This window comes from Pseudochrobactrum algeriensis (genome assembly GCF_018436245.1).
Taxonomy (GTDB): Bacteria; Pseudomonadota; Alphaproteobacteria; order Rhizobiales; family Rhizobiaceae; genus Pseudochrobactrum; species Pseudochrobactrum saccharolyticum.
In genome coordinates, this window is the sequence record NZ_CP075361.1 from 2,946,777 (window position 1) to 2,966,832 (window position 20,056).

The following is a 20,056-nucleotide window of genomic DNA, read 5'->3' on the forward strand; positions in this document are numbered from 1 at the left end:
GATGTATGTGACGGGTAATCAGATCCGTCCAGACGCATTGTCCCGACATAAAGCACAAAGAGACCGTCATGGCTGTCAGCTCCAAACATATTCCCGCTCCTGATCTTTTCCCTGTGCGCCGCGCACTGCTTTCCGTATCGGATAAAACCGGTCTGGTAGACTTTGCCCGCGCTTTGCACGCAAAGGGCGTTGAGCTTCTGTCCACCGGCGGTACCGCCAAATCCATCGCAGCAGCCGGTATTCCGGTGCGCGACGTCTCGGAAATCACCAATTTCCCTGAAATCATGGATGGTCGCGTCAAGACATTGCACCCGGGCGTTCACGGCGGCCTGCTCGCTGTGCGCAATGATCCGGAACATGTTGCAGCGATGGAAGCCCACAATATTATCGGCATTGATCTGGTAGTAATCAATCTCTACCCGTTTGAAGAAGTGCGCTATCAGGGCGGTGATTACGACACCACCGTTGAGAATATCGATATCGGCGGCCCTGCGATGATCCGTGCTTCCGCCAAGAACCATGCTTATGTGACGATTGTCACCGATCCCAACGATTATGACAGCGTTGTTGCTGAGCTGGAAACCGGCAATGGCTCTTTGCCTTATGCCTTCCGTCAGCGCATGGCCGGTAAAGCCTTTGCCCGTACCGCTGCTTATGATGCCGCAATTTCCGGCTGGTTTGCTGAAACTACAAAAGAAGAAGCGCCGCTGCACCGTGCACTGGCCGGTAAGCTGCATTCCGTAATGCGCTATGGTGAAAACCCGCACCAGCAGGCAGGTTTCTATCTGACCGGTGAAACCCGCGCCGGTGTGGCCACTGCTACGCAGCTTCAGGGCAAGCAGCTCTCCTATAACAATATCAATGACACCGATGCAGCTTATGAGCTGGTGGCAGAATTTGATCCGGCGAAGGTCGCAGCTGTTGCGATCATCAAACACGCCAATCCATGCGGTGTAGCTGAAGGTGCATCGCTGAAAGAAGCGTATCTCAAGGCCTATGCCTGCGATACAGTTTCAGCCTTCGGCGGTATTGTCGCTCTCAACCGTACACTGGATGCGGAAGCTGCTGAGGAAATCGTCAAGATTTTCACCGAAGTGATTATCGCACCGGATGCAACACCCGAAGCACAGGCAATTGTTGCAGCCAAGAAGAACCTGCGTTTGCTCGTTACCGGCGGTCTGCCGGATGTGCGCGCACCGGGCATTGCCGCGAAAACCGTTGCCGGTGGCCTGCTGATCCAAAACCGTGACAATGGCAATGTTGATGATCTTGACCTTAAAGTCGTGACCAAACGCGCACCAACCGAACAGGAAATGATCGACCTGAAATTTGCCTTCCGTGTTGCCAAACATGTCAAATCCAATGCGATTGTCTATGTTAAAGATAGTGCAACTGTAGGCGTTGGCGCAGGTCAGATGAGCCGCATCGACTCTTCCCGTATTGCAGCACGCAAGGCAGAAGATGCAGCAGCCGTTGCCGGCGGCGAGCCACTGACCAAAGGCTCAGTTGTAGCCTCTGATGCGTTCTTCCCGTTTGCTGACGGTCTGATCTCGGCAGTTGAGGCCGGTGCCACAGCGGTTATTCAGCCGGGTGGTTCTATGCGCGATGATGAAGTGATTGCAGCGGCTGATGCAGCAGGCATTGCCATGGTCTTTACCGGCATGCGCCACTTCCGCCACTAAGCTATATATCCGAACAAAAAAGGCGGCTTTTCAGCCGCCTTTTTTATGTGGGTTACACTGGATTTTTAGCCGGATAAGGAGACTTGATCGCCAGATATAAACCAGCCACGAAGAACAGTACCAGCACTGCAATACCAAGACGTGGGGAGCCGCTAGCCGCTGTCATACTCGCCACCAGAAACGGCGCCAGAAAGCTGGTTGCGCGTCCGGCCAGCGCATAAATACCGAAATAGCGTCCTGCTTCATGCGGCTCGACACTACGGGCAAACCACGAGCGGGAAGATGCCTGCACCGGCCCGAAAGCAATGCCGATCAGCATCCCGAAAGCCAGATAGGCCTTTTCTCCGCCGGAGGAAAACAGACCTGTATTACTGTCCGGCGGAAAATGCACCAGACCATAAAGCGTGTAATCCGGCCCTGTGGAAACGATGCCTAAGGTGGCAATCAGCAACAGCACCAGCGATATCACCACCACCCATTTGGAGCCGAACCAGCTATCGACATAGCTGGCAAACCAGCAGCCGAAAATTGCCACGACATTGAGGATAATACCGAACAGACCGATCTCGGTGATTGACCAGCCAAACATGGCCGCAGCAAAACCGCCGCCCAGCGCCAGCAATGCATTGACACCATCCTGATAGATCATCCGCGCGATCAGAAAACGGAACAGAGCCGCTTTTTTGCGCACTTCATGCAGCGTTTCTTTCAGCTCTGCCAAACCTTCGCCAATGGCAGCTTTCAGCCCCATGCCTTTTTCCTGATCCGGCGTGAAGATAAACATCGGCAGAATGAAAATCAGATACCACAGTGCCGCAATCGGCCCCGTGATACGGGCATCCTCACCTTTCAGTGCATCCAGATGCCAGAATGGTTCAATCCCGATCAGCGTTTTGCCGGTTTCCGGTGATGCCGCCAGACAGGTGACGACAAAGATCAGCACGATCATTCCGGCGAGATAACCCAGCCCCCATGCAAAATTCGACACCCGTCCGATATGCGAGGCTGGGATCAGCCGTGGCATCATGGAATCGTTGAAAACGATAGAAAACTCTGCGGCAACGGAAGCGCAGATGAAGGCCAGCAGAACCCAGACATAGCTTGATCCCGGCTCGGCATACCATAGCAAAGACAGGCTGATGATTTTGATAATGGCAAAGAAACCGATCCACGGTTTTCTTGCACCGGTTTTATCCGCAATAGAACCCAGTGCCGGAGACAAGATAGCGATGATGATACCGGCGAAAGCCACGCCATAGCCCCATGCCGCCTGCCCTGCCACCGGATCATCCGACATACGCGAAATAAAGTAAGGGCCGAAAATGAAAGTGGTGACGACTGTAAAAAACGGCTGAGCCGCCCAATCGAAAAACATCCAGCCCCAGATGCCCTTGTTCCACACGCTGTCATGCGTTGGTCGTTCTGCAGACGGATGTGTGATGCTCAAATCACTGCCCTCAATTCATCATTCCAGTTAGTTAAAACAAAAAGGCCGGTGAAATACCACCGGCCTTTTTGAATTTCGCAAAATGAGCAAGATCAACCCGCAAGATCAGCCATGAAACCGGCTGCCACGGCCAGACGGGAAACACTCAGATCTCCGCCTTCGGTCAGCGCAATCATGCGCTGACGCACACCGTCAATCCGCTCGGCATCACGGGTCAGCCAGCTCTGTACCGGATCAGCCTCACCTTTGAATTTGGTGAGCGCTTCCATCGTCACAGCACGGGTTGCCTGTGTGATTGTGTCTGTGGCGCGCGACAATGCCAGACCATCATAATAATCTGTCACCGGCACCGCAGATGCAGCCTTTTCAATATTGGCAATGCGGAAAGCATCAACAATTTTGAAATAAGCCGTCGCAGCGGTCATCAGCTCTGCCTTGCCCTGATAGGCGATCAGCGCAATATCCGCCATCAGCTTGGCCGACTGCAGTCGGGCAAGTTTGCGCGCCAGCGCTTCACCGGCACCTTTGGCGATATATTTTGCTGTATCTGCGGTAATCAGATCCGCGATGAAATCAGGCATCAGCTCTTCGAGCTTCGGCTCCAGTGCCATGCGTGTCCGCTTCACCGCGCTGACCATTTCGCTCAAAGTCGCATCAAAGCGGTTATTGCGCAGTACCCATGCGGTGGTTGAGAACAGCATTTCTCCGACCAGCGCATAGAATTCATTCTGCACTTTGCCCGGAATCTTATTATCCAGCGCATTGATCGCCTGATAGAGTTGCTCGGTTTCAAAACCATCAGCCACAGCCACATAAGACCGCAGAATTTCTGCCGGTGCTTCGGCCGTCAAATCATTCAGACGGCTGATAAATGTTGGGCCGCAACGATTGATGGCATCATTGGACAGAAGCGTTGCAATGATTTCGCGATGCAGACGGTGATGGGTAATATCCTTGGCAAAACGCTCCTGCATTTCCTGCGGGAAATAGCCGAACAGGCGCGAATGCAAGTAAGTATCATCCGGCAGATTGCTGGCGATCAGATCATCAGACAGCACCATTTTGCCATAGGCCAGAAGCACGGCCAGTTCAGGACGGGTCAGCGCCTCACCGCGCTTCTGGCGGTCTGCCAGCACCTGATCATCCGGCAGATATTCCACCTTGCGATCCAGCAGCTTACGACGTTCCAGAGACGACATCATCCGCATCAGATATGGCAGTTCAGATGCACCGCGTTTTTCAACGAGGGACAGAGCCAGCGGCTGCTCATAATTATTATGCAGAACCAGCGCTGCCACTTCATCAGTCATCTGCGCGAGCAGCACATCGCGTGCTTCGCGGGTCAGACGGCCATCCTGCAGGCTTGGGGTCAGGGCAATCTTGATATTGACCTCAACGTCCGACGAATTCACACCGGCCGAATTATCAATCGCATCCGTATTGCTGCGTCCGCCATTGAGGCTATATTCGATACGGCCACGCTGGGTGGCACCCAGATTAGCGCCCTCGCCGATCACCTTAGCGCGAACTTCACGACCGGTGATACGGATCGCATCATTGGCACGGTCACCAACCTGCGCATCATTTTCCTCATTCGCACGAATATAAGTGCCGATACCACCAAACCACAGCAGATCAACCTGCGCGCGCAGGATAGCACCGATTACTTCATTCGGACTTGCGGTCAGTTTACCCAGACCAATCGCCTCGGCTGCCGCTTCAGACAACGTAATGACCTTCTGCGAGCGGCTGAATACACCGCCACCGGCAGAAATTTTTGAGCGGTCATAATCCTGCCAGCTGGAACGCGGCACGTTAAACAGACGCTGACGTTCCGCAAAACCGATATCGGTATCCGGCATCGGATCAATAAAGATGTCGCGATGGTCAAATGCAGCTACCAGTTTGATTTTTGGCGACAGCAACATGCCATTACCGAAAACATCGCCGGACATATCGCCCACACCGGCAACAGTGAACGGCGTGGTCTGGATATCAATATCCATTTCGCGGAAATGACGCTTCACCGCTTCCCATGCGCCACGGGCGGTAATGGCCATTTTCTTATGGTCATACCCAGCTGAACCACCGGAAGCAAAAGCATCATCCAGCCAGAAATGTTGCGCCTGACTTATCGCATTGGCCGTATCGGAGAAAGTGGCTGTGCCCTTATCTGCCGCAACCACGAAATACGGATCATCGCTGTCCTGACGGATAACATCAACCGGCGGCACAATCTTGCCTTCGATAATATTATCGGTGATCGAAACCATAGTTGAAATGAAAGTGATATAGGCCGCACGTCCTGCTTCAAAGATAGCATTACGGTCGCCGCCAACCGGCAGACGCTTCGGATAGAAGCCGCCTTTGGCACCACCCGGCACAATCACCGCATTCTTCACCTGCTGTGCCTTAACCAGACCCAGCACTTCTGTACGGTAATCCTGCGCACGGTCAGACCAGCGCAAGCCGCCACGTGCCACAGCGCCAAAGCGCAGGTGAACACCTTCCACTTCCGGCCCGTAGACGAAGATTTCACGGTAAGGGCGTGGTTCCGGCAGGCCGTCAACAGCACGCGGGTTAAGCTTGATCGCCAGTGTCACCGGCGCATTGCCGTCCTTGTCATGCATATAGGCATTGGTGCGCAGAGAAGCTTCAACCAGATTGCGGTAACGACGCAAAATCTGGTCATCATCAATGCTTGGTACAGCCTGCAAAGCTGTCTCAATGGCTTCAACAACAGCGCGTTCTTTCGCTTCTGTATCCGCCTGTTTTGCCAGCACCGGATTAAAGCGCAGGTCAAACAATGTGTAGAGATGCGCGGCAATATCGGGATAACGATTGAGTGCCGCAGCAATAAAGTCCTGCGAATAGGTAATACCAGCCTGCTGCAGATAACGGCCATACATACGCAGGATCATAATCTGGCGCGCTGTCAGACGTCCGCTCTGTGCAAGGCCATTATAACCGTCATTATCTGCCTGTCCGCTCCATACAGTACGGAACACATCATCCAGCAGATCACCATCATCGCTGAGATCAACGGCTTTGTCCGATGCGCTGACAATCAGCATATCATGGACATGCACCATGTTCTTGCCGCCGGTAGCCGTCTGCACCGGAAGAGCGAAGGTCTGTTCACTGATGACACGGAAACCCATATTCTCAAGCAGCGGCACGCGCTGCGACAGAGCCAGTGCTTCACCGAAATGATAGAGTTTCAGGAAAGCCGCCTGCGGTTCCTGTGTGTCATAACGGTAGAAATCGACATAAAGCGGATTTTCTTCAGTCAGCGCCTCAATGCGAACGGCATCAACAAGTGCTTCGGACTCATTAAAAGTCTCACGATAGGATTCCGGAAAACCGGAAGCCAGACTGATCACACGCGGGGCGAAAGTCTGTGAGCTTTCCTCTGCCGCATCACGTACACCATCTTCCCATGTACGGACAAAACTGCGGATCTGCTTTTCCAGAGCCTCGCGTGCCATTTCGCTCACGCTGCCGTCATGGCGGCGGATGATGAACTGAACGCGGGTCACACCTTTATCAAGGAAAACCGGATGGAACTCCACGGATTCCCCGTGATAAACATCCATCAGATAATTGCTGATTGCTTCACGCACCACCGAGTCATAGCGGTCGCGCGGCAGATAGACCAGTACACTGACAAAGCGGCTGAAACGGTCAATACGCGGCAATACGCGGACACGCGGACGTTCATCCAGCGCCACGATCAGTTCGGCATGATCGGTCAGGGCATCCAGATCAATCTGGAACATGTCATCACGCGGATAATCTTCCAGCACACGCACAAGAGCCTTGCCGGAATGGTCCGCGGCATTGAAGCCCAGACGACCGATTACTGCTTCCGCTTTACCGCGAAGATAAGGAATTGTGCTCAGGAATGATGTATAGGCCGTCGAAGTGAACAATCCGACCAGACGCATTTCGCCGGTTACTTTACCGTCTGCATCAAACAGTTTGATACCGATATAGTCGATATATTCGCGGCGATGGACGAGCGAGCGGCTGTTGCCTTTGGTAATCAGCAGGCTTTCAGAACCTTTGAGGAAGTCCTGCAATTCCTGTGCGATCGAAGCATTATCCTGCCCCTGACGCAAAACACGAACGGCTTCATCACGCAGAATACCCAGTGATGGTGCATCGGCCTGAATAAGCGTGCCCTGAGCCGCATCGTAACGGAATTCACGCATACCCAGAAATGTAAAATTACCATCGCGCAGCCATTTGAGCAGCGCAATAGCTTCACGACCTTCCGCTGTTTCCGGCAGACCTTTGACCGCGCTATAAGAGGCAATCACCTCATCAAGACGCGCCAGCATCGGTTTCCAGTCACTGACAGCAGCATAAACCTGCCCCAGCACCATTCCGAGCGCCTGCTCCAGAGCTGTTCTTGCGCTTTCATCCAGTTGCGGGAGATGCAGCTGAATAACACTGACCTGTTCCGTACCTGCAACGGATTTACCGGAGGTTGCTTCGCCATGAACCTCATAGCTGCTGCCGTTAAAGGCAACATTGAGTACCGGATGCACAACCATATAGATCATGCCGGAGCGTTCGAGAATTTCCGCCATCGTCGAATCAAGCAGAAACGGCATATTGCGGTTGATCAGAGTTACAACGGTCAGCGGACGGCCGCGACGGCGCAGAATACTGTCATTATCGACGCTGATGACAGGCTTATCGGCCTGATAGGAACCAAGAGCTTTCAAAGCGAGCTTGGCAGCTTCTTCCATATCACCGGCATCATAGGCGGCAATATCTTCCGCCGGCGCCCATTCAAACAACAGCTTGGCGAACTGAGAAGCTACAGGCTCAGAGATATTCTGATAATCGACAACGAATTTGGTCTGAGCGGTATGGTCTGTATCGGCACTCACTGTAAAACTCCTCATTATACAGACCGCCTCTGCCTAAATTACCTTCGGCCTGCTCTTTCTCTCAAATAACAAGCAAATTGTGACAAAAGAACCGTTTTTTTCGATTTTTTCACCCGCAAACAAGCAAAAGTGAAATTAAATCGTTCTTAAAAATCATAAACCCGCTGCAAAAATAAAAATCAGCGGTGGATAAAATTCTTATAGTTCCACCAGATGGTCTTCCAGCTCGTTTTTGTCGCCGTCCTCTTTAGGAAAATGCTGCGCCAGCAGGTTGCCGGCTTTGGCAATCGACTCAACAAACCCATCCGCAACACTTCCCTGTGCTGCATGGCGGCTGAGCGTGGCAACAATCGCATTCCATTCCTGCTGATCGACCCGCTCATTAATCCCCGCATCAGCCACCACTTCCGCATAGCGCTCAGCGAGGGAGACGAATAACAGGATACCCGTGCGTTTATTGGTCAGATGCACATTACGGGCAATAAATTGCTGTAAGGCATTCAGATGTGCCCGCCGGTAGCGCACCCGATGCGGCACCAGCACCATGCGCAATGCAGGTATAAAAGCCAAAAGCGCAACCAGACATATGAAGGCCGCCATAATAGCCAGTGCGAATTTCGGCAGTGACAGATCAAACCAGTAATAATGCGCCACAAAGGCAGCAATCACTGCCGTGACGATCATACCACAACAAGCAATAAAACCCGCCACATAAAAATAATCATCGCTGCGCTGCGCCAGCACTGCATAAATTTCGCCACCTGTTTGCGCTTCCGCATCACAAATGGCAGAGGCAATACGCTGACGGTCTTCCTGAGAAATATGGTTACGCTGAGAATGTGTCATAGCCCTGCCCCTTTACCAGCTGCCCGATGCGCCGCCGCCGCCCGATGAACCACCGCCACCGGAGAAGCCGCCACCGCCGGATGAACCGCCGCCAAAGCCACCACCGAAACCACCTCCATAGCCGCCGCGTCCTGAAGAACCACCGCCGCCGCCCAGTGCAATCGTCACACCCAGCCATTCATATCGGCCGGGGCCGATTTTTCTGCCGAAAACCGGAGCCAGCAAAGTAAAACCAAAACCGCCGAAGAAAATACTGATCCAGAAAATCAGAAAAATAACTTCAATCCAGTCCGTCTGGTCTGCGGCCTCTTTTTGATTGCGTTTTGCGCGCGCCTGTAATTCTGCCCCTTCTCCACGCAGAACCTGCAAAATATCATCGACACCTTTGGTAATGCCGGTGCCATAGTCGCCATTGCGGAATTCAGGAATGATCGCATTCTGGATAATGATTGCCGAGAGAGCATCCGTTACCGTGCCCTCCAGACCATAGCCGACCTCAATACGCACTTTGCGTTCATTGGGCGCTACCAGCAGCAAAATACCGTTATTCTCGCTCTTCTGGCCAATACCCCATGCACGATAGAGCCGGTTGGCATAGGTCTCAATATCCATACCATTGAGGCTTGGAACCGTTGCCACCACAATCTGATCGGATGACTCTTTTTCATAAGCACTGAGTTTGTTAATCAGCTCCTGCTGCTGCGCAAAGGACAGCACCCCCGCCGCATCAACCACACGATCGGTTAAAGCAATAGCCGGTTTATCCGTGCTTTGCGCATAGGCAAGATTTGCGAATGCCAGCAGCAGCACCGCCAGAAGCATTTTCAGTGCAAACCGGAAAGCAGCTTGTTCCGGAATGAGACGCAGACCGGCGAGACGGGCAGAAATCATACCATTCTCCTAAATTGCCAGCAAAAGTTGAACGGGCAGGATTTCTCCTGCCCGCTGTCATCAGTTGAACTGTACTTTAGGAGCGGCCTGAGAAGCCGGATCAATGGTGAAAGTCGGCATCGGCTCATTGTTCCAGAACCATAATGTCTTCCACAACATGGTCGGCATGGTCTTCAGGCCGGTATTATAAACACGTACCGCTTCAATATAATCGCGGCGCGCGACAGCAATCCGGTTTTCAGTACCTTCCAGCTGTGATTGCAGCGCGAGGAAGTTCTGATTGGCTTTCAGATCAGGATATTTCTCAACCACAACCATCAAACGGGACAGAGCACTGCTCAGATTGGCCTGATTATCCTGAAACTGTTTGAACAATTCCGGATTATTCAGCATTTCCGGAGAAATCTGTGTCTGCGTTGCTTTGGAACGGGCTTCAATCACCGCAGTCAGCGTTTCCTGCTCATGGGCAGCATAGCCTTTAACGGTTTCCACCAGATTAGGAATAAGATCGGTACGGCGCTGATACTGGTTCAGTACCTCGCTCCATGCCGCTTTTGCCTTTTCCTCATTGGTCGGAATAGTATTGAAACCGCATGCTGCCAGAAGCGGCATGAACATCAATAAAACAAGTGTAAGCAGCGAGCGCATTTTCAGCGGAACTGTTGTTACAGCAGAAGTCTGACCGGTCATGGGTATCTCCTCATCTTGCACAAGTTTCGCGCAGATCATTGGTTATAAATAAACCGCAAAATCCCATTTGAAAATACACACTTAATAAATATGAAAAATACAAATAATACGCAGCTTTTCAAACCGGTCTTTTAAGACAAAAAAATACCGTGCCGCTTTACAGAGGCACGGTATTTTAATCACGGATATTAACCCGCAAAAACTTCAGAGCAAAAATTACTCTGCAGCCGGAGCTTCTTCAGCAGGCGCAGCAGCGGCAGCAGCTGCTGCTTCAGCGGCTTCTGCAGCCTTTGCAGCGGCTTCTTCTTCAGCCTGCTTAGCCATTGCCAGACGTTCCTGAGCTTTTTTGCCTGGTACGCCTTTGGTTGGGTTGTTGCCGGCTTCACGCTTAGCAATACCAGCCTGATCGAGGAAGCGCAGAACGCGGTCTGTTGGCTGCGCGCCGTGACCGATCCAATACTGAATGCGTTCTGCATTAACAACAACGCGCTCTTCTTTATTAGCAAGAGTTGCATTCCATGAACCCAGCTTTTCGATGAAACGGCCGTCGCGTGGTGCGCGAACGTCTGCAACAACGATGTGGTAGTAAGGGCGCTTCTTGGAGCCGGCGCGTGCCAGACGGATTTTCAGGGACATAGTGTTTTCCTTAAAGTTTATGTCGTGTCACTTAAACAGTAACAATTTCTGAAATACGACCGTTAAAACGATCGCAATGGTGTTTTACACCGCAAAACGAACATCACTGTCCGGTATGATTTGCGGCGGTATGCTCATGATGCCGGATCACTTCCTTCACGATGAAGTTCAGGAATTTCTCAGCAAAATCAGGGTCGAGGCTGGCGTCCTGCGCAAGGTTACGCAGACGTTCCACTTGTCGTTTTTCACGCGCCGGATCAGCAGCGGCCAGACCGCGCTCGGCTTTCAGAACACCGACAGCTTTTGTGCAGCGAAAACGCTCGGCAAGCATATGGATCAGCGCCGCATCAATATTATCGATAGATGCACGCAAAGCGAGCAGTTCGGCAGGAATTGTCTGTTGTTCGCTCATCGTGCTCACTTCTTCTTAGGCAGGCCAGGCAGACCGCCGCCAAGACCAGGAAGTTTCGGACCGCCAAGGCCCGGCAATCCCATCCCTTGGCCACCACCGAGACCCGGCATACCGCCGCTCTTACCAAAACCGGCTGCTTCAGCCTGTTTCTGCAGAGCTTCCAGCTGTTTCGGATCCATTTTAGACAGATCCGGCATTCCGCCCCCGAGGCCACCCATGCCGCCGAGGCCACCAAGTCCCATTTTACCGGCAAGGCCGCCCATCATCTGTTTCATCATGCCGCCTTTGCCTTTGCCCATGACTTTCATCATGTCAGCCATCTGGCGATGCATTTTCAGAAGCTTGTTAATATCGGCTGCATTGCTGCCGGAACCTTTGGCAATACGCTGCTTGCGGCTATGCTTCAGCAAATCCGGATTGGCGCGTTCAGCCTTGGTCATAGAACCGATAATTGCGAGCTGGCGGTCAAACAGCTTGTCATCAAGACCGGCAGCTGCTGCCTTGTCTTTCATGCCAGCCATACCCGGCATCATACCCATGATACCGCCCATACCGCCCAGCTTTTTCATCTGCTTGAGCTGCTCGGCCAGATCATTGAGATCGAACTTGCCGGCCTGCATTTTCTTGGCCATTGCCGCTGCTTTTTCAGCATCAATGGTTTCAGCCGCTTTTTCGACGAGCGAAACAATGTCACCCATGCCGAGAATACGGTCAGCGATACGCTTCGGATAAAACTCCTCCAGCGCATCCATTTTTTCGCCGGTGGCAATTGCCTTAATCGGCTTGCCGGTAACCGCGCGCATCGAAAGCGCTGCACCGCCGCGACCGTCACCGTCCATACGGGTCAGAACGATACCGGTAATACCAACGCGCTCATCAAAGTTACGCGCCAGATTAACGGCGTCCTGACCGGTCAGGCTGTCAGCAACCAGCAGAATTTCATGCGGATTGGCGGCTTTGCGGATATCCGCCATTTCCACCATCAGCGGTTCGTCAATATGCGTACGACCCGCAGTATCGAGGATCACCACATCATGACCGCCGAGCTTGGCAGCCTGTACGGCGCGCGCGGCAATCTCAACCGGTGACTGACCGGCAATAACCGGCAATGTGTCAACACTGGTCTGAATACCGAGCTGGCGCAGCTGTTCCTGCGCAGCAGGACGGCGCGTATCCAGCGAGGCCATCAGAACTTTTTTCTTCTGGCGATCAGTCAGGCGCTTGGCAAGCTTGCCGGTGGTGGTGGTTTTACCCGACCCCTGCAAACCGACCATCATGATCACAACCGGTGCCGGTGCATTCAGATCAATGGACACACCTTCGGTGCCAAGCATTTCCACCAGTTCGTCATGGACGATCTTAACGACCATCTGACCAGGCTTGATGCTTTTCAGAATTTCCGCACCAACCGCTTTTTCACGTACGCGGTCAGTAAATGAGCGAACCACTTCCAGCGACACATCCGCTTCAATCAGCGCACGGCGCACTTCTCGCAACGCGCCTGCAACATCGGACTCGGAGAGAGCCCCGCGTCCGGTCAGACCGTTCAGAATAGAGCCAAGACGCTCCTGAAGTGATTCAAACATCCAAATTTCCCAATCTCTGTTCAGACCGGTCATGTGCCGGATCTGAGTGCAGGTTCATCCCGAAATCATATATGACAGACGGTTTATAAACCGGAGCTGCATCCAAAGCAAAACAGCACCCGAGGGCGCTCTGCGCTGTCGGATGTTGACCTCCGGGATCTCTTTATACCATACGGGTCCCGGTCGGCTGCCTGAGAACATATACTCATAGCGGAATTATCGCGCGTTCTTTACATGATCTGCAGTTTATGAGTCAAGCTTTTGCTGCGTCCTTTACAGGGGAAGCAATCATCAGACGCGTGATTAAATATAAAATGCTTCCGCCCATTTTAAACTGTGACCTAAAAAACGCGGTCAGTCTCAAACGGGACTGTACAAAAACATTGCGCCTCATTCATACCACATTCAACAGACATCGCCGTCATTCATATATACACAGGCCGAAATTATATTTTCTGTAAAACCCTGTTAACCATATAAATCTATAAAGCATCCGAGCAAAGTTCTAACGAGGCAGCTTCATGCAGTCAAAGACTATCAAATCTTCTCTCCGCCAGTTGGCAATTCGTGTTATTGGCGGATCAATCGCTGTTCTGGCCGTTTCCGGCGTTGCACAGGCAGCCCAGTGCGGCAATACCGGCGCAGGCTTTCCGGCATGGGTGCAGGGCTTCAAACAGGAAGCAGCAGCGCGCGGCATCAAAGGCAATGCATTGTCCGCTCTGGACAATGTAAAATACGCAACAGCAACCATTAATGCTGACCGCAACCAGAAAAGCTTCAAGCTGTCACTCGACGACTTCATGAAGAAGCGCGGTTCAACCACAATCATCAATCGTGGTAAAACCCTGAAAAAGCAGAATGCAGCCCTGTTCGCCAAGATTGAACAGCGCTACGGCGTTCCTGCCGGCCCGTTGCTGGCCATCTGGGGCATGGAAACCGGCTTTGGCAATTATCTTGGCAAACAGCACACGCTTTCAGCTGTTGCAACACTGGCCTATGACTGCCGCCGTTCGGAATTCTTCACCAATGAACTTTATGCAGCTCTGCAGCTGATTCAGCGCGGCGATCTCAGCCCGAATGCTGTTGGTGCAATGCATGGTGAAATCGGCCAGACACAGTTCCTGCCATCCAGCGTCATTAAATTTGGTGCGGACGGCGACGGCAACGGCCATATCGACATGGTCGGCTCCCGTGCCGATGCGCTGGCTTCGACCGCCAACTTCCTGAAAGCTCACGGCTGGCGCGCCGGTGCAGGCTACCAGCAGGGTCAGCCAAACTATGTGGCAATTCAGGGCTGGAACGCTGCAACCGTTTACCAGCAGGCTATTGCCATTATGGGTCAGGCCATCGACGGTAAATAATCGTCACTTAAAGACAACAAAAAACCGGCTGAAAAGCCGGTTTTTTTTATTATCTGAATTCAGGTTCAGGCAGCCGGTGTTTCATTACTTTCAGGTTGCACCGGCATTTCATCCGTATCCGGACGAATAAAATCGCCGGTCTGCGAATCCATCACCCACAATTCACCGGTCGAAATATCGAACCATGCACCATGCAGGGAGAGACGACCCTTCTTCTCAAGAATATCAACGCATGGGAAACTGCGAAGATTATTCAGGGAGAAGCGGATTGAAATACGTTCGAGCGCAGTCTGTCGCTCTGTCTGTGTCATCAGCGTGTTGGATGTAACATTCTCTGCGGCCGGTGCCAGCAGGCTCATCCATTTGCCGATAAAGTCTCCCGGAGACAGCGGGCTGCTATCTGTATCAAGCGCCGCTTTAATGCCACCGCATCGCCCATGACCAAGCACAACAATATGCTTGACCTTGAGGCTCTGCACAGCGAATTCCAGTGCCGCAGAAGCAGCATGATATTCACCATCCGGCTCATAGGGCGGGATGAGATTCGCGACATTGCGCAAAACAAAGATTTCACCCGGACGGGTATTGAAAATGATTTCCGGCGCTGCGCGGGAATCACAGCAGGCAATGACCATCGTTTCCGGTGTCTGCCCCTGATCTGCGAGTTCCTTATAGCGCATTCTTTCATCGGCAAAATCCGATGCCATGAAGTTGCGGTAACCGGCGAGGAGTGTGTCTGGAAGATCTACCATGATTTTTCGATAAACCCATATTTTGCCAAGATCAATCAAAGATTAGTCAGAATTTCACACAGCACAGACATCGGGCAGAAATTGCCTTGCTCAATTTACCCTGCATTTTCCGGCTCAAACCGCAAAAACAACCTGTTTTCATCCAAAATCAGGCTATTTTCCGCTTTTTTTTGATCGCATCAAACAATCTATCAAAAAAAAATTTATCTACAAAAAATTTCAAGCTTTGATGCCCCACAATACAAAAAGAGCGCCTCTAAGGCGCTCATCCCGCGACCTGACCGTGATTTGGATGAACCAGACGACGCAACTGCACCATGGCCATCGGTCGCTCCAGACTCGCCGCATCGGCCTCCAGCATCAGTTCATCCGCACCGCGTTTCGCTGCGCGGGCAAGAATTTCGAACACGGCGGCTGTGGTCAGCTGCAATGATTTTTCTTCATTCATGCCGCTCATCTTACGGGCAAGGAACAAAGCCGAGGTCAGATCGCCCATGCCATTGCCGGGTCCGTGAACAATCCGGTGCTCAGCCATCAAAGCCTGCGTCCGTGTCACCAGAACATTACTGATACTATCGCGCATCAGCGCAAAGGCAGAAGTGACCAGCATGGTCTCCGGTCCGGCACGCAAGGCGGCTTCCATCAATTGCTGATTGTCAGCCGGTTCCGTTCCCGTCAACCAGCCCAGCTCATAACGATTCGGTGTGGCGATATCGGCCAGCGGCAGCAACAGATCACGAATGGCAACCGCTGTGCTTTCCGCCACATAAAGCCCCTTCATATCCCCGATCACAGGATCGCAAATATATTGCAGGTTTGGATTTTTGGCTTTCATGGCAGCTATGAGATGCGCGACGGCTTCAACCTGCGCAGCATTGCTCATAAAGCCGGTCAGTACAGCACTCACCTCACCCAGCCATGGCGCACGCTCCAGATCACCGATCAAGGAAGAAAACTGTGCGGCATCAGGAATAATCCGCCCCGCAGGCCCGTGCCCCGGATGCCATGGCAGAATAACGGTCGGCACAGCCCAAACCGGATAGCCAAGCCGCTCCAGTGCAAAGACAGCTGCTCTGTTGCCGATAGAGCCCCGCACCACATGGCTGGAAATAACGATTACGGCATTGGTGCTTGTCGGCGCAGAAACGGTCATGGAAGATATCCGGCATGAATATAACTATGTCGCTATAGAACCCCCGCCGGATTCTATAGTAAAGTCAATTTTATAAGAAACAGGGCTGCAGAGACGATAATCTGTCTCTCAGGCATCAGGCACACTCTCTGCCGGCATCTCGGCAGGCGACTGATCTGTCATTTCAGGCATATGTAAACGTCGTTTATTCACATGCCCTTCCGCCTGCCCCTCGCCTTCAGAATCCGGCTTTTCACCTTTGAAATAAAATTTCTGCCATGCCTGTTTAACAGTCTGCGCATCACCCTTCATAAGGTTCTGATTAAATTCTCGCCGCACCTTTGACCATGTCTCATATTCCTGCTGCAAAACCGGTGCGTCCTCGATCCTGCGGATCACCGGCTTGACCGCATCCATTTTATGATGCTCCGTCAGTTGAAAAAAACAGAACGGCTCCCCCTTTTTAAAGCGCACAATGCCCGGCCGTGTCATGATCCAGTTCATGGTAAAGGGAAAAGGCAGCCAGTCTGTCTCAACAAGACCGGTCAGAGGCTGAATACCATCTTTAACATGGTTGGGCGCACCACCTGCCAGCAATGCGCATTGCGGCGGTGTGCGGAACAGATAGCCGGTATGGAAAGTCACAACGCCGTGGCTGAAATGTGATTCCACAAAATGCGAAAATTCACGGTCGCGACAAGATATAGTGACATCTGTTTTATCCTTACCGCCATTCCAGCAAATCCGGATATCTGTCGGGCACAGAATTTCCCAACCGGTCGTATTCGCCATAGTCAGAGGCAGACAGCGATAAGGAAAACGGATGTGAAAACCATCCATCCAGTCACGCTCGGCACGACCGGAAATAATCTGCGGCGCATTCTCCATAACGCGAAAACATTCCAGATACATGATGCACAACTCCGCGTGTCAGAAACACCCGTTGACGACAGGAAGATTTCCCGTCACCGCAGGTTGTTTATCAATGGCACGGAGCAGCGGGTTTTGTTCACTGGCGGTTTTGTCAGGAAAGTTCACCAATTATGACCTTGCTTGCATAATAAAAACCCCGTTTTTGCAAACGGGGTTTCAGAATGAGGCGCTGCCAATATTTTGGTTATGGCGTGGCGAAAGTGGTGCTTTGCGAAAACCGGAGCGGAGCGTACTAAGGTACGTGAGCACCGGAAGTGGAGCAAAGTGCCATTTGCAGCCCGCCAGAGCCGAAATATCAACTCATTGTCGGAATGACGAATTCAGCCCCATCCTTTACACCCGACGGCCAGCGTGATGTCACGGTTTTGGTCTTGGTGTAGAAGCGGAAAGCATCAGGTCCGTGCTGGTTAAGATCACCGAAACCGGAGCCTTTCCAGCCGCCGAATGTGTAATAGGCAATCGGCACAGGGATCGGCACATTCACACCAACCATGCCAACCTGAACACGGGAGGCAAAGTCGCGGGCGGCATCGCCGTCACGGGTGAAGATCGCGACACCATTGCCATATTCATGGTCATTCGGCAGGGAAAGTGCTTCTTCATAAGTCTTGGCACGGACAACACTGAGCACAGGGCCGAAAATCTCTTCCTTGTAAATACGCATATCTCTGGTGACATGATCGAAGAGACAGCCGCCGAGATAAAAGCCATTTTCATAGCCCTGCATTTTGAAATTGCGACCGTCAACAACCAGCTTGGCACCTTCTTCTACGCCGAGATCAACATAACCGCGTACACGATCGAGCGCTTGTTTTGTCACCAGCGGGCCGTAATCGGCAGACACATCCGTTGACGGGCCAACCTTCAGCGCTTCGACACGCGGGATGAGCTTATCCATCAGACGCTCGGCGGTGTCGTGACCGACGGGAATAGCAACCGAGATCGCCATACAACGCTCACCGGCAGAACCGTAACCGGCACCGATCAGCGCATCAACCGTCTGATCCATATCCGCATCCGGCATAATGATCATGTGGTTTTTAGCACCACCAAAACACTGAACACGTTTGCCATTAGCGCAGCCGCGGGCATAAATATATTGCGCAATCGGGGTTGAGCCGACAAAGCCGATTGCCTTGACATCCGGATCATCCAGCAGCGCATCAACCGCATCTTTATCGCCATTGACCACGTTGAAAATACCGGCTGGCAGACCGGCCTCCATAAACAATTCCGCAAAACGCATCGGCACGCCCGGATCACGCTCGGAAGGTTTGAGAATAAAGGCGTTGCCGCAAGCAATCGCAGGTCCGGCCTTCCACAGCGGGATCATCGCCGGAAAGTTGAATGGTGTGATGCCCGCCACAACACCGAGCGGCTGGCGCATGGAATAAACATCAATGCCGGTACCGGCGGCATCGGTGAATTCACCTTTCAGCAGATGCGGTGCACCAAGGCAGAATTCGATAACTTCCAGACCGCGCTGGATATCGCCCTTGGCATCAGGAATGGTTTTACCATGTTCACGTGCCAGCAATTCCGCTAGGCTGTCATATTCGGCTTCAACCAGTTCCAGAAATTTGCGCAAAACACGCGCACGGCGCTGCGGGTTGGTCGCAGCCCAGGCAGGTTGCGCCGCCTTGGCATTTTCAACTGCTGCACGCACTTCGTCTTTGGTCGCCAGAGCAACCTGCCCCAACACCGCACCATCCATAGGCTGATAAAATTCTGCTGTCCGGCCGCTTGCGCCTGCCACATGCTTGCCGCCAATAAAATGCCCGACCTGTCTCATCACAACTCTCTCCCGGAATTTAAAATCTCTGTCTCATCATCGCCCTGCAAAAAATAGTTTTCAAGTAGGCGAAAAGCGTATCCGTTGTGCAAAAATATATATAAGCTTAAGCCATGAACTGGGATGATATTCGCATATTTCTGGCTGTTGCCCGCTCCGGACAAATTCTCGGCGCGGCCAAGAAGCTCGGCCTTAATCACACAACAGTCTCACGCAGGCTCACAGCGCTTGAAGGCAGCCTGAAAACCACATTGCTCAACAGGCGCACCAATGGCTCGGAACTCACGCAGGCCGGTGAAGAGTTTCTGCTCTCCGCAGAAAAAATGGAAGCAGAAATGCTCAGCGCCCATGCCCATCTGGCCAATGCGGATATTACTGTGGCCGGTACAATCAGGATCGGCGCACCGGACGGCTTCGGTGTGAATTTTCTCAGCCCGAGACTGGCGCGTTTCTCAGCACTCTATCCCGATCTGACCATTCAGCTCGTGCCTGTTCCCCGCTCTTTTTCCCTCTCACGCCGTGAAGTTGATATTGCCATCAGCGTCGAGCGACCGGAGACCGGCAGACTGATCGCCCGTAAACTCACCGGTTATAATCTCGGCCTTTATGCGCACAAAGACTATCTTGAGCGTTACGGCACACCGCAAACTGTTGAGGATTTAGATCATCACCGGCTGATCGGATATGTGGAAGATCTGGTTGCCACACCGACACTGGATTATGCACGGGAAATCAGCCGCGATTGGCAGCCTGCCTTTGAGGTTTCCAGTGCTTTGGGACAGGTTGAAGCCGTCAAAGCTGCAGCCGGCATCGGTATTTTACACGGTTTTATTGCCCGCGAATATTCCGATCTGATCGAAATACTGCCCCATAAACGTATCAAGCGCTCCTACTGGCTGTCTTATCATGAAACAGCCCGCACCTTGCGCCGCATCCATATTGTTGCGGATTACATTTCCGGTCTGGTGGAGCAGGAGCGCCATTTATTTATTTAG

The 20,056-nt window shown here is 52.5% G+C and carries 15 protein-coding genes; 3 read left to right on the forward strand and 12 right to left on the reverse strand.

Features of this window, described 5'->3' with window-relative positions; all coding sequences use genetic code 11:
* Positions 1–68: 68 nt before the first annotated feature.
* Complete coding sequence (gene purH / locus KHQ09_RS15675) at positions 69–1,682, forward strand: bifunctional phosphoribosylaminoimidazolecarboxamide formyltransferase/IMP cyclohydrolase (protein WP_213599189.1); 1,614 nt, start codon at positions 69–71, stop codon at positions 1,680–1,682.
* Between the two features lie 52 nt (positions 1,683–1,734).
* Here purH and KHQ09_RS15680 read toward each other — a convergent pair whose 3' ends face one another.
* The 8 genes from KHQ09_RS15680 to ffh form a co-directional block, all read right to left on the reverse strand.
* Entirely contained in the window at positions 1,735–3,057 is a 1,323-nt protein-coding gene (locus KHQ09_RS15680; RefSeq protein WP_213600051.1) for an MFS transporter, read from the reverse strand.
* A gap of 164 nt (positions 3,058–3,221) precedes the next feature.
* Entirely contained in the window at positions 3,222–8,030 is a 4,809-nt protein-coding gene (locus KHQ09_RS15685) for an NAD-glutamate dehydrogenase (protein ID WP_420801456.1), read from the reverse strand.
* 198 nt (positions 8,031–8,228) lie between these two features.
* The gene (locus KHQ09_RS15690; protein ID WP_213599191.1) at positions 8,229–8,876 is read right to left on the reverse strand and encodes a TPM domain-containing protein; all 648 of its coding nucleotides are present in this window, start codon (positions 8,874–8,876) and stop codon (positions 8,229–8,231) included.
* 12 nt (positions 8,877–8,888) lie between these two features.
* Positions 8,889–9,698: a TPM domain-containing protein gene (locus KHQ09_RS15695; protein WP_213600052.1), complete on the reverse strand. Its 810-nt coding sequence runs from the start codon at positions 9,696–9,698 to the stop codon at positions 8,889–8,891.
* Between the two features lie 129 nt (positions 9,699–9,827).
* The gene (locus KHQ09_RS15700; protein WP_022710766.1) at positions 9,828–10,457 is read right to left on the reverse strand and encodes a LemA family protein; all 630 of its coding nucleotides are present in this window, start codon (positions 10,455–10,457) and stop codon (positions 9,828–9,830) included.
* 216 nt (positions 10,458–10,673) lie between these two features.
* A complete protein-coding gene (gene rpsP / locus KHQ09_RS15705) occupies positions 10,674–11,093 on the reverse strand; it encodes a 30S ribosomal protein S16 (RefSeq protein ID WP_022710765.1) in 420 nt (139 codons plus the stop codon).
* Positions 11,094–11,196: 103 nt separating this feature from the next.
* Positions 11,197–11,514: a chorismate mutase gene (locus tag KHQ09_RS15710; protein ID WP_028233597.1), complete on the reverse strand. Its 318-nt coding sequence runs from the start codon at positions 11,512–11,514 to the stop codon at positions 11,197–11,199.
* The gene (ffh, locus tag KHQ09_RS15715; protein ID WP_075657353.1) at positions 11,511–13,091 is read right to left on the reverse strand and encodes a signal recognition particle protein; all 1,581 of its coding nucleotides are present in this window, start codon (positions 13,089–13,091) and stop codon (positions 11,511–11,513) included. Before ffh ends, KHQ09_RS15710 begins: the two co-directional genes overlap by 4 nt.
* Positions 13,092–13,612: 521 nt before the next feature.
* On the opposite strand from ffh, the gene KHQ09_RS15720 reads away from it, so the two are divergent.
* A complete protein-coding gene (locus KHQ09_RS15720; RefSeq protein WP_022709787.1) occupies positions 13,613–14,452 on the forward strand; it encodes a lytic murein transglycosylase in 840 nt (279 codons plus the stop codon).
* Between the two features lie 65 nt (positions 14,453–14,517).
* Here KHQ09_RS15720 and KHQ09_RS15725 read toward each other — a convergent pair whose 3' ends face one another.
* The 4 genes from KHQ09_RS15725 to KHQ09_RS15740 form a co-directional block, all read right to left on the reverse strand.
* Complete coding sequence (locus KHQ09_RS15725; protein ID WP_075657241.1) at positions 14,518–15,204, reverse strand: carbonic anhydrase; 687 nt, start codon at positions 15,202–15,204, stop codon at positions 14,518–14,520.
* A 265-nt stretch (positions 15,205–15,469) separates the two neighbouring features.
* The gene (pdxY, locus tag KHQ09_RS15730) at positions 15,470–16,357 is read right to left on the reverse strand and encodes a pyridoxal kinase PdxY (RefSeq protein WP_116089105.1); all 888 of its coding nucleotides are present in this window, start codon (positions 16,355–16,357) and stop codon (positions 15,470–15,472) included.
* 108 nt (positions 16,358–16,465) lie between these two features.
* Positions 16,466–17,248: a DUF6065 family protein gene (locus KHQ09_RS15735; RefSeq protein WP_213599192.1), complete on the reverse strand. Its 783-nt coding sequence runs from the start codon at positions 17,246–17,248 to the stop codon at positions 16,466–16,468.
* A gap of 316 nt (positions 17,249–17,564) precedes the next feature.
* Complete coding sequence (locus KHQ09_RS15740) at positions 17,565–19,061, reverse strand: CoA-acylating methylmalonate-semialdehyde dehydrogenase (protein ID WP_213600053.1); 1,497 nt, start codon at positions 19,059–19,061, stop codon at positions 17,565–17,567.
* Between the two features lie 113 nt (positions 19,062–19,174).
* On the opposite strand from KHQ09_RS15740, the gene KHQ09_RS15745 reads away from it, so the two are divergent.
* Positions 19,175–20,056, forward strand: a complete 882-nt coding sequence (locus tag KHQ09_RS15745; RefSeq protein ID WP_213599193.1) for a LysR family transcriptional regulator — start codon at positions 19,175–19,177, stop codon at positions 20,054–20,056.